At 35.7% G+C, this 12,426-nt stretch carries 9 protein-coding genes; 4 read left to right on the forward strand and 5 right to left on the reverse strand.

The genetic code is table 11. The features are described 5' to 3' along the window. Nucleotides 1-5 precede the first annotated feature (5 nt). Both rlmB and rnr read right to left on the reverse strand, forming a co-directional pair. Nucleotides 6-767 (reverse strand): 23S rRNA (guanosine(2251)-2'-O)-methyltransferase RlmB, encoded by a 762-nt coding sequence (gene rlmB / locus H3T54_RS08070; protein WP_198221931.1) that lies wholly within the window; start codon nucleotides 765-767, stop codon nucleotides 6-8. 7 nt (nucleotides 768-774) lie between these two features. Continuing rightward, complete coding sequence (rnr, locus tag H3T54_RS08075) at nucleotides 775-3,213, reverse strand: ribonuclease R (protein ID WP_198221933.1); 2,439 nt, start codon at nucleotides 3,211-3,213, stop codon at nucleotides 775-777. Between the two features lie 203 nt (nucleotides 3,214-3,416). On the opposite strand from rnr, the gene H3T54_RS08080 reads away from it, so the two are divergent. Continuing rightward, nucleotides 3,417-4,112, forward strand: a complete 696-nt coding sequence (locus H3T54_RS08080; protein ID WP_086363700.1) for a hypothetical protein — start codon at nucleotides 3,417-3,419, stop codon at nucleotides 4,110-4,112. An 854-nt stretch (nucleotides 4,113-4,966) separates the two neighbouring features. On the opposite strand, the gene sohB is transcribed toward H3T54_RS08080, so the two are convergent. Beyond that, entirely contained in the window at nucleotides 4,967-6,055 is a 1,089-nt protein-coding gene (gene sohB / locus H3T54_RS08085; RefSeq protein WP_198221935.1) for a protease SohB, read from the reverse strand. Nucleotides 6,056-6,205: 150 nt separating this feature from the next. Here sohB and H3T54_RS08090 point away from each other — a divergent pair, with 150 nt between their 5' ends. After that, nucleotides 6,206-7,906 carry a formate--tetrahydrofolate ligase gene (locus H3T54_RS08090; RefSeq protein WP_198221937.1) on the forward strand — a complete coding sequence of 567 codons (1,701 nt, stop codon included), beginning with the start codon at nucleotides 6,206-6,208 and terminating at the stop codon, nucleotides 7,904-7,906. A gap of 14 nt (nucleotides 7,907-7,920) precedes the next feature. Then, a complete protein-coding gene (locus H3T54_RS08095; RefSeq protein ID WP_198221939.1) occupies nucleotides 7,921-8,319 on the forward strand; it encodes an RnfABCDGE type electron transport complex subunit B in 399 nt (132 codons plus the stop codon). Nucleotides 8,320-8,377: 58 nt separating this feature from the next. Here H3T54_RS08095 and typA read toward each other — a convergent pair whose 3' ends face one another. Both typA and hemG read right to left on the reverse strand, forming a co-directional pair. Continuing rightward, the gene (typA, locus tag H3T54_RS08100; protein WP_065578484.1) at nucleotides 8,378-10,201 is read right to left on the reverse strand and encodes a ribosome-dependent GTPase TypA; all 1,824 of its coding nucleotides are present in this window, start codon (nucleotides 10,199-10,201) and stop codon (nucleotides 8,378-8,380) included. Nucleotides 10,202-10,355: 154 nt separating this feature from the next. Next, complete coding sequence (gene hemG / locus H3T54_RS08105; RefSeq protein WP_370527369.1) at nucleotides 10,356-10,892, reverse strand: menaquinone-dependent protoporphyrinogen IX dehydrogenase; 537 nt, start codon at nucleotides 10,890-10,892, stop codon at nucleotides 10,356-10,358. 148 nt (nucleotides 10,893-11,040) lie between these two features. On the opposite strand from hemG, the gene glmU reads away from it, so the two are divergent. Next, nucleotides 11,041-12,423 (forward strand): bifunctional UDP-N-acetylglucosamine diphosphorylase/glucosamine-1-phosphate N-acetyltransferase GlmU, encoded by a 1,383-nt coding sequence (glmU, locus tag H3T54_RS08110; RefSeq protein WP_198221943.1) that lies wholly within the window; start codon nucleotides 11,041-11,043, stop codon nucleotides 12,421-12,423. The last annotated feature ends 3 nt before the right edge of the window (nucleotides 12,424-12,426 follow it).

Below are 12,426 nucleotides of genomic sequence, written 5' to 3' on the forward strand. Positions count from 1 at the left end.
ATATATCACTCAAACTTTCTATTTTTTTGTCTAACAATTTCAAATAAGCAAACACCTGTCGCTACCGAAACATTAAGTGAAGAGACAATTCCTGCCATAGGTATACTGACTAGCTCATCACAATGCTCTTTAGTTAATCGACGCATACCTTCGCCTTCAGCACCCATTACTAAGGCCAGAGATAACTCTTTTGAACTTTTATAAAAATCAGTCTGATAAAGTGTGCTGGTTGCTTCACCGGCAGTACCTACAATCCAAACTTGATATTCATCTTGTAACATCCGCATAGTTCGAGCTAAATTGGTAACTCTAACTACAGGCACGCTTTCAGCGGCGCCACAAGCAACTTTTTGTGCGGTTGAGTTAAGTGGTGCAGAGCGATCCTTTGGCACAATAATAAAATTGACACCAGCGGCATCAGCGGTACGAATGCAGGCACCTAAATTATGTGGGTCGGTCACACCATCTAAAATTAAAATAACCGGAATGGGATGTTGTTCCATCAATAATGGGATATCATTTTCTTGGTAACCACGGCTTGGTTTTACCATCGCTAATATACCTTGATGAACACCATTTTTTGATTTTTCATCTAGATATTGTCTATTGGTTACTTTCACTGTTAAACTTAACTGTTCTAATTCTTGAACAAGGGCAGTCAAGCGTTTATCTTCTCGACCTTTAGCGATAAAAACTTCAATAATTCTTTCTGGAGCACGCGTTAACAATGCTTCAATGGCGTGGATACCGTATACTGTTTCACTCATCTGTTAATTACTCTTTTTTTCTCTTATTACTTGATGTCGATGCTGATTTAGATTTAGTCTTAGATGCCGCTTTAGATTTTGCTTTAGCTTTTGTTCGTTTTTTACTTTTCACTTTAGCTTCTGCTTTATTTGCTACTTTAGCGTTCGCTTTTTTCTTTTTGCTATCTGGTGGACTTTTAGCTTTGCGTTTTACTGGTAAATCAGTAGCAAAACTTATATCAGCTTTATTAGCTTTATCTCTTGCCGTCTTACCTTGACGTTGTGGCTTATTATTACTGCCGACCAAAGAAAAATCAATTTTACGCTCTTCTGGATTAACATTATCGACTTTTACTTGAACTTTATCACCTAAACGATAACTAAAGCGAGTATTCTCACCAATTAGACGATTACGTGATGCATCATAAATATAATAATCATTTTCCAGTGACGAAACATGCACTAAACCATCAATAAACAGATCATCTAACCGGACAAAAAAGCCGAAATTAACCACACTAGAGATAGTACCATTGAATACCTCACCAACATGATCTTGCATATAGTCACATTTTAGCCAATCAATGACATCACGCACGGCTTCATCCGCACGACGTTCAGTCATTGAGCAGTGTTCACCAAAATAAAGCATTTCGCTAGTGGTATAACGATACCCACCCGTTTTACTAGTTTTATGCAGTTCATTTGCCAGTACCCATTTAATGGCTCGATGTAATAATAAATCAGGATAACGACGAATTGGCGACGTGAAATGGGCATATTCGTCAAGCGCTAGGCCAAAATGACCACGATTTTCGGGATCATAAATTGCTTGCTTCATTGAGCGTAAAATTACAGTCTGTAACATCTCATGATCGGGTCTTGCTTCAACATCACCCATTAATTTGGCAATATCTTTAGGTGTTGGATTTGCTCCACCGCCAAGTGATAAACCGAGTTCACTTAAAATACTGCGTAAATTATTCATGCGATCTTCATCCGGTCTATCATGCACGCGGAATAAAGACGGAATCGCAGCATTAATGACCAATTTTGCCGCAGCAACATTGGCTAAAATCATACACTCTTCAATAATTTTATGTGCTTCATTACGCTGTACTAATTCAATACTCTCAATACGTTTATCTGCATTAAAAATGAATTTTGGTTCTTCTGACTCAAAACCAATTGCTCCGCGAGTAACCCGAGCATTATCTAATACCTTATATAAGCCATAAAGATTTTCAAGATGAGGTACTAACTCTCGATAATGTTCACGTAACTCTTTATCACCTTCTAAAATTTTGGCAACCTTAGTATAAGTTAAGCGAGCGTGTGAGTTCATTACTGCTTCATAAAATTGATAACCGGTTAAACGTCCTTTGTTCGACACCGTCATTTCACAAACTAAACATAAACGATCAACTTGTGGATTGAGAGAACAAAGGCCATTAGATAACACCTCCGGTAACATTGGTACCACCCGTGATGGAAAATAGACCGACGTACCTCGTAAGCAAGCCTCTTTATCTAAAGCTTTACCGTTGCGAACATAATAACTCACATCAGCAATTGCTACCCATAATCGATAGCCACCGCCACGATTTTTTTGACAATAAACTGCATCATCAAAATCACGGGCATCTTCACCATCAATAGTAACTAACGGTAAATCTCGTAGATCTTTACGTCCTTTTTTAGCACTTTCAGGCACTTGATCACTAAATTTGTTGACCTCTTTTTCAACTGCTTTAGGAAATTCGTAGGGGATCTCATGATTACGTAACGCAATATCTATTGCTAAATTGGTTCCCATAATCTCACCAAGAACTTCTTTAATAATACCTACTGCTTTTTGACGACGCTCAGGACGTTGTTGTAATTCAACTACCACAACCGACCCCATTCTTACGGTACGATTTGGTTTACCCGCGATTAAAATATCAAAGTTCAATCGACTGTCATCGGGCACCACAAAGCCAACACCTTGCTCGATAAAATATCGTCCAACAATTTGATTAGTTCTGGGCTCTAAAATTCGTACTACACGTGCTTCTGTTTTACCACGATATTGGCTTCCAATTGGTTGTGCTAATATAACATCGCCCTGTAACACTTTTTTCATTTGTTCAGGTGATAAAAAGTAATCTTCCGGTTTTCCTTCTACCCTTAAAAAACCAAAGCCATCACGGTGGGCAATAACACTCCCCTTCACCATATCGAATTTTTCCGGTAAGGCATAACACTTACGGCGTGTAAACACCACTTGGCCATCACGTTCCATCGCCCGCAATCTTCGATGTAATGCTTCTTTTTGTTCATCATTCTTAATTGATACTGCTTGAGCTATCTTGTCTAAATTAGCTGGTTTTGCTTCTTGAGTTAAATAGTCCAAAATCAGCTCACGGCTGGCGATCGGCGAATCATATTTTTGCGCCTCACGATCATAAAATGGATCTTTTATCATATGGAACGTCCTGCGATGGAATATTAGGTTAAGCATAACATAGAGTTGTTTAACTTAAAATCTACATCCTAACGATTATTAGCAATATACACATTATTTTAATTACACTATAATTATAAATTTATAATTTTCGAAAATTAAATAATTAACATTCTGATTAAAAATTATTAATTGTATGTTCACCTAATCGATCGGTTAATCATATGAAGTATATTATTGTTTTTATCGCCTTTATTGGGTTAAATAGCTGTTTATCAACAGCGATAGCGGCTAATAATCTAAACTCTATTAATCTGCAGCAACAAAATCAAGCATCAAATCCGTTCAGAAATAAAAGCAAAATATCTAATGCCACAATCGACAAGATTAAACCCTTAATTGAAAATTGGCTCGATTATTATCATTTAGATATAACAAATTTTTATACTGGAAATGAAAGTTCTTGGCTATTTGATAAAAATTATCACGGTATTCATAACCAAAGGTTTGAATCTGCTACTGATGATGTTTACATACCACAAATGTATGACTATTCACCAAGTAAACAAAAATATATTAGTTTTTTAAATGTTGATCATGATACCCAATCTGATAAATATATTTTTTACGGCAATGATGATTGCCAAGAAATCTATTTAATCGATCGTAAAAATAAAACCAAAAAGATCGTGCTTTGGTTTGGTACAACCCAATTTTTAGAAGCCATTTTTTGGCTAGATGAAGATCATTTTATTGCTGTTGGCTATCAAAAAGATGAGTTAAATGATAGGCATTTTATATATATATTGGGTCCCGATAATAAAATGACTGATTATTATTTTGACTCAAACTCAACAGAGCTGAAAACAGACTATTTTTATCAAAACTTAAACAAAAGAGGAGTGAAGAGAGATAATTGATTATTAATATTCATAATTTTTTTAACGCTGTTGTTATAACAATACTTAACTTTAGTAAAAGTTGATACTAACAAAAAAGGATAAAATGAGATTTTAGGCAAATACATAGTTTAATCTATCATTTCAAACCTAATCCTCCTAAGGTAGATAAACCTATCTCAATGACTCTCTCACTCAACGCCAACAATGATAGCAACCTTAGTTAGCTTTTTCGTTCACAAACGTAAATAAAGCAATATGACCCTTTATCATGAATGATCTTTGATGTTTTGATGATCAACGCTTAACTAGGGCAAGAGGTCAATAACAGTAAAATAAGTAATACCACTAAAAAGATCTACCGGCATAACCAATAGCAGTGAAATGATTTTAGCAAAGTGCTTAAAATTTACTAAAAAATAAACCAAAATGAAATAGTGAATCTTGATGACCTAAATTAAACGGCTTTAGTTATTGGTTGGATAAATTGGGTGATGAAAACTATAATGTATTTCGATATTTTTTAATTAACACAATGTGTTATTTTAATTTTTATTATATTTGATTGCTTTCTAACTGATTTTCTTCAGCAGATAAAATTCTAATAGTTCAAAAAATCGACGTAAAATATTTTCATGTATAAATTATTAACTTTTGTAAAATACCGACAAAATATCATTTAAAAGCAATTATCTAATAATGCTAACAAGCAAATTTTAAGTATTAAAATTGCTTGTTAACAATTGAGTTAGGTTGAATGTAACACATATTAACGTTCTAAAATGCTTTTTTAATTTTTTACAATATTATCGTAGGGTTATTTATGCTGTTCGCATGCGAACAGTTTGATTTTATCTTAATCAAAAAACGGACTGTTACAGTCCGTTTCCTTGTCTAAAGAATAACCTTTCCATGCCTTTTACAACATTTTTCGAAAGTTTTTCTGATAACTTTTGTTTACGTTGATAGCTAACTGCAATAATTTTATGCGTGTCCAAATGCGATAAGATAAAATCATCACTGGTACTAATTTCGTCGACTAAACCCTTTTCTTTAGCCTGTGTTGCAAACCAATGTTCTCCTGTAGCAACCTGTTCAATATCAATATTAGGGCGATATTCTTTTACAAAGTCTTTAAATAATAGATGAGTCTCTTCTAATTCTTGCTTGAATTTTTGGCGACCTTCGTCGGTATTTTCGCCGAACATGGTTAAAGTTCGCTTGTATTCACCTGCTGTTTGCAATTCAATATCGACATCATGCTTTTTGAGTAATCGATTAAAATTAGGAATTTGCGCAACTACCCCAATTGAACCAACAATAGCAAATGGTGCTGCAACTATTTTGTTGGCTGTACATGCCATCATATAGCCGCCACTTGCTGCAACTTTATCTACCACCGCAGTAAAAGGAATATTTCGTGTTCTAAAGCGTAATAATTGCGAAGCGGCCAACCCATAACCATGCACTACCCCACCAGGGCTTTCAAGTTTTACCACAACTTCATCTTCTGGTTTGATGATAGCTAATACGGCAGTAATTTCTTGGCGCAACTCTTCTACTTCATGCGCATCCATACTACCATTGAATGATAGAACAAACAGTTTAGGTTTTGTCTGTAAAGCTGATGTTGTCTCGGATAATTTTACAGTATCGTCCGACGACGCATTATCGGTTTGTTTCTTATTTAGTTTAGCTGTTTGTTTAGCCTGTTTCTTTTCAAGTTTTTTCTGTTTTTTCAGATTTTTAGTGAATTGTTTGACTTCGGTCTCGTCCATACTAGACATTAACATTTCATCTTTAGCTTGTTCATACTCTTTACTTATATCTTTGACTGACATTCGCCCAGCAACAGTGGATGATTTTCGACGCTGACATAAAATAAATATTAATATTGCTAAAATAGCAACAACAACGGTTACTGTTTCAGCCAGGAAAAGCGAATACTGTGAAAACCAATTCATTTGACAATTATCCTATAGTTTAAAAATTTGCCCATTATAACAATATAATTAAAGATTGTGCCGAAAATCAATAAAGATAAAATTGTTGCTTTATTCGGCATTTTAAATTCTTTATACTGACAACCTGTTTAATTTAATACGAGAACGAATATGCCTTTACGTCCAATAACTGAAATCGCAAAACAATGTAATATCCCTGATGAATATGTGCTGCCTCATGGTAAATATGTCGCTAAAATTGATTTATCTATTATTAAAGCAAATCAAAATAAGGATCAGGGTAAATTAGTATTAGTCACAGCAATAACCCCTACACCACTCGGTGAAGGAAAAACCGTCAATACTATTGGATTAAGTGAAGGTTTAAATTATTTGGGAAAATCTGCTATCGCTTGTATTCGTCAACCTAGTTTAGGGCCAGTGTTTGGCGTTAAAGGTGGTGCAGCAGGTGGTGGACAGGCTGAAGTATTACCAATGGAAACATTAAATCTTCATCTTACTGGTGATATTCATGCGATCACCGCTGCGCATGATTTAGCGTCTGCAGCATTGGATTCTCGACTTTACCATGAAGAACGTCTGGGTGAGGAATTTACAGCACAAACAGGTTTGCCTCGTCTAAATATCGATATAAACCGTATTGTCTGGAAACGAGTTATCGATCACAATGACCGTGCGCTACGAAATATTACTGTTGGTGTCGGTGGTGGAGTTAACGGTGTTGAACGCCGAGATGGCTTTGAAATTACCGCTGCATCAGAACTTATGGCAATTTTAGCGTTAGCATCTGATCTACACGATATGCGCGCACGAATTGGACGAATTATTTTAGCCTATAATACTAGTGGTGAACCAATTACTGCTGAACAACTTGAAGTTGCAGGAGCAATGACCGTTCTGCTTAAAAATGCCATTAATCCAAACCTTATGCAAACAGTGGAAAATACGCCTGTATTAATCCATGCTGGTCCATTTGCCAATATTGCTCATGGTAATTCATCTGTAATTGCAGACCGCATTGCTATGCAATTAGCTGACTATGTTATAACCGAAGCAGGATTCGGCTCAGACATGGGAATGGAAAAATTCTTTAATATTAAATACCGTCAAGCTGGTATCAAGGCATCTTGTGTAGTGCTTGTTGCAACTGTGCGTAGCTTAAAATCCAATAGTGGTAAATATAATATCAAACCAGGACAAGCCATACCAAAAGAGATTTCAGAGTCTAATGTAGAATTACTTGAAATTGGTGCAGCTAATTTAGCGTGGCATATCAATAATGCTAAAAGTTATGGTTTACAAGTGATTGTCGCAATCAATCGATTCCCACATGATAGTGAAGAAGAATTAACATTTTTACAAAAATACGCCATTGAACACGGTGCATTTGCTTGTGAAGTCAGTGAAGTATTTACTCAAGGTGGTAAAGGCGCAGAGAAACTGGCTAAACATGTGATTAAAGCGTGTGATATGCCAAGTGAAATCAAGTTACCTTATCCTGACAGTATGCCATTAATAGATAAAATCCAAACAATGGTAAAAAAATATGGTGCAAATAAAGCTAATTTATCAGACACAGCGCTTAAAAACATTAAAGAAATCGAAGCATTAAAATTAGATCACTTACCACTTTGTATCGCGAAAACACCAATGTCAATTAGTGCTGATGCAAACTTAAAAAATGTGCCAACCGATTTTGATGTTGATATCAGTCATTTAGCAATATCTGCCGGTGCTGGTTTTATTCGTGTTTATGCAGGTAATGTGATGACAATGCCTGGACTTGGTACTAATCCGGCTTATCGAAATATCGATATTGACAAAGATGGTAATATTGTTGGTTTAAGTTAATTTAAAAAATTATTATGCAAAAACAATATAAAGCGTTAATTGATGAAGAAAATTGTATTGGTTGTGGCAAATGTATACGCGTTTGCCCAACTGATGCTATTGTAGGGAGCAAACAAGTATTACATACCATATTGCCACAATATTGTACATCTTGTAGTAATTGTATTAATACTTGTCCAACTGACTGTATTACCTTAAGTACACTAGGTAATGCCTTAAATGAACAGGAAGAGTTACTGTTAACGCAAAAAAAACAGCAACGATTAAATCACAATCAACTGGTACCACCAACCATTTTATTCCCTAGGTCGATGCCAATAAGCAATAGTAATGCGACGACACAAAAAGATCGCAAGCAATCAATTGCCGATGCTATTGCCAGAGTGAAAGCCAAAAAAAACCTCGCTAATTAGCGAGGTTTTCATTTCTAATTTAAACTGACAAGTCAAACTTGCTAGTTTTTTACTGACATTACTCTTTATTGCTTCTGAATGCTCGTTTACGATCATTTTCAGTTAAATGACGTTTACGCAAACGTACAGATAATGGTGTAACTTCTACTAATTCATCATCATCAATAAATTCTAATGCTTGTTCTAATGTCATTTTAACTGGTGGTGAAAGCGTAGTCGCTTCATCAGTACCCGATGCCCGCATGTTAGTTAATTTTTTACCCGTTAAGCAGTTAACGGTTAAATCATTTGAGCGGGTATGAATACCAATAATTTGTCCTTCATACACTTCTGCACCATGACCAAGGAATAATTTACCGCGATCTTGTAAGCTATAAAGTGCATAAGCTAACGCTTTACCTGTACCATTCGAAATCATTACACCATTATTACGTTGGCCGATTTCACCTGGACGTACATCATCATAATGGCTAAATGTTGAGTAAAGTAAACCAGTACCAGATGTCATAGTCATAAATTCAGTTCTAAAGCCGATAAGACCACGGCTTGGGATCACATAATCTAAACGTACACGACCTTTACCATCAGGTAACATATTGGTTAAATCACCTTTACGTAAACCTAAAGCTTCCATCACTGAACCTTGGTGCTGTTCTTCAATATCTAAAGTAACTTGTTCGAAAGGTTCTTGCTTTTTACCATCGATTTCTCTATAGATAACTTTAGGACGTGATACCCCAAGCTCATAACCTTCACGACGCATATTTTCGATAAGAACCGATAAGTGCAACTCACCACGACCTGAAACTTTAAATGCATCTGGGTCAGGAGTTTCTTCAACGCGTAAAGCCACATTGTGCACCAGTTCTTTGTTTAAACGCTCAAGAATTTGACGTGAAGTCACATATTTACCTTCTTTGCCAGCAAATGGTGAACTATTAACATTAAAGAACATAGTAACAGTTGGTTCATCAACACTTAATGCAGGTAATGCTTCAACGCAACTATTATCACAAATCGTATCAGAGATACCGAGTTCGCCTAAACCAGTGATCGCAATAATATCACCTGCTTCAGCAACTTCAGCTTCATAACGTTGTAAACCTAAATGACCTAATACTTGGCCTACTTTACCAGTGCGTTTATTACCTTCACTATCAACAATAGTGACTTGTTGATTTGGTTTAACACGACCACGTTTAATACGACCAATACCAATAACACCAACATAGTTATTATAATCAAGTTGTGAAATTTGCATTTGGAAAGGACCATCTAAGTCAACTGCTGGTGGCTCAACATGTTCAACAATTGCTTCAAATAATGGCGTCATATCTTCAGCCATATCTTCATGATCAAGTCCTGCAAATCCCATTAATGCTGATGCATAAACAATTGGGAAATCAAGCTGTTCATCAGTTGCACCTAGATTTACAAATAAATCGAATACTTGATCCACAACCCAATCAGGACGAGCGCCTGGACGGTCAACCTTATTGATAACAACAATCGGTTTTAAACCATAAGCAAACGCTTTTTGGGTAACAAAACGTGTTTGTGGCATTGGTCCGTCCATTGCATCAACCAGCAATAATACCGAATCAACCATTGACATTACACGTTCAACTTCACCACCAAAATCAGCATGTCCCGGAGTATCAACAATATTAATACGATAACCATTCCAATCGATAGCCGTATTTTTAGCTAAAATAGTAATACCACGCTCTTTTTCTAGCGCATTAGAGTCCATTATTCTTTCATTGTCGTCGCCACGTAAATTATCAAGCGTACCAGACTGTTTTAATAATTTATCAACCAAGGTTGTTTTACCATGGTCAACGTGAGCAATAATGGCTATATTTCTTAAATTTTCAATCACAATTAAAATCCCAATTAGGAGATAAATTCTTTAGGCGCAATATTGTACACCTTTTTAGTAAAAATGTTGATCTATATCACAAAGTTTCTTAAAAAGAACTTTAAGACTTGATATATAACGAGAATACTGACTTATTTTATAGGGATAACTAAGATTACTCATTGATAAGTGTCGCAAATTGATGAGCAAACTCATCTACTTTGTCCCAATTTGTATACTCAATCACTTCTTTAGTCACATCGGTATCACCTTTACCTAACCACATAATAAAACGAATCATATTACGATCAAACCAATTATATTTTGGATAATAAAGTGCTCCAGCAAATACCGCTTTAATCGTTGGTTGCCATGCAATTTTAGCTAAGAGTTTTTTAGTATATATATTCGTTTCAGGCGTATTTTTATTCGGTTTTCTTGCCACCATATTCACGCCAAAAAAGCCAGATTTGAGTGTGTTTAATTGCAGATAGTTAGCATCAATAAATTTTTTCATGGTTTTACTATAAAAACCATATCGAATAGACCCCCCAATCAATACCGCTTGGTAATTAGCAAGATCTATATGGCTATTTGGTAATAACTCAATCAAATCACAATCGCATTTACCAGCAAGCTGTGTTTTTATTCGCTGCATAATTTTAAGGGTTTGCTTTTCGTGAGTGGTATAAAGCAATAAAACCTTGATAATGCTATTCATAACAATGCTTCCTTTTATTAAAACTCTTGGTAAATATCAATAATTCTTTTTTTAGGATAAAAATTAACAATTTCGGGGGTGATTTCATGGAAAACTTTGATTATAGTATTAGCCTTATTTAACCAGACCGGAACTGATTATGGCAATTTCACCTCCAAAACGTAGTGCTATTATTTTGGCGGCAGGAAAAGGCACACGGATGTATTCCAACCTACCTAAAGTTTTACATAAAATCGGCGGTAAGCCGATGTTACAACATGTTATTGATACAGTTCAACAACTTAATACTAATCGCATCAATATTGTTTATGGGCATGGCAAAAACGAACTTGAAAAATCGTTACAAAATCAGCCGGTGCAACTTGTTTATCAAGCAGAACAATTAGGGACAGGACATGCGGTACAACAAGCTATCCCTTACATTCAAGATGATGAAGATATCTTGATTTTATATGGCGATACGCCACTTATCTCAGTTGAAACTTTGCAAAATCTTATTGCTAGTAAACCCAAACAAGGTATTGCCTTATTAACAGTGATTTTAGATGACCCAACTGGCTATGGTCGAATTGAACGCAAAGATGGTAAAGTTGTGGCTATCGTTGAACAAAAAGATGCCAATGCCGAACAACAAAAAATCACCGAAATTAATACTGGTATTATGCTAGTTACAGGCAAATTACTTAAACAGTGGTTAGCTCGTTTAACCAATAACAACGCGCAAAAAGAGTATTATTTAACCGATATTATTGCCTTTGCACATCAAGATGGTTATGAAATTTTAACTTCACATCCAATAAAGCAATTTGAAGTTGAAGGCGTCAACAATCGATTACAGTTAGCAACTTTAGAACGCCATTATCAATGGTATCAAGCCGAGCAATTGTTACTTGCTGGAGTAACTTTACTTGATCCAGCCCGTTTTGATCTACGTGGAAAATTAACTCATGGTAAAGATGTTATCATTGATACAAATGTGATTATTCATGGCGATGTGACATTAGGAAATAATGTCATTATCGGTGCAGGTTGTATTTTGAAAAACTGTACCATCGCCGATAACAGCGAAATTAGTCCATACTCGGTGATTGAAGATTCGATTATTGCTCAGCACTGTACTATCGGACCATTTGCCAGAATAAGACCTGGCAGCAAACTAGATAATCATGCCCACGTTGGTAATTTTGTTGAATTGAAAAAAGCTCATCTTGGCCATGCAACCAAAGCCGGACATTTAAGTTATTTAGGTGACAGTGAAATTGGCAGTAATGTCAACATTGGCGCTGGCACAATTACCTGTAATTATGATGGTGCTAATAAATTTAAAACAGTTATCGAAGATGATGTTTTTGTTGGATCTGACAGCCAACTTATTGCCCCAGTCAAAATAGGTAAAGGTGCAACTATTGCGGCTGGCACAACAGTTACTAACGATGTTAACGACAATGAATTAGTGGTTAGTCGTGTAAAACAGAAACAACTTGCGGGTTGGCAAAGACCAACGAAATCGAAAGAGGGATAGACG

The organism is Gilliamella sp. B14384G10 (assembly GCF_016101685.1).
Lineage (GTDB): Bacteria > Pseudomonadota > Gammaproteobacteria > Enterobacterales > Orbaceae > Gilliamella > Gilliamella apis_A.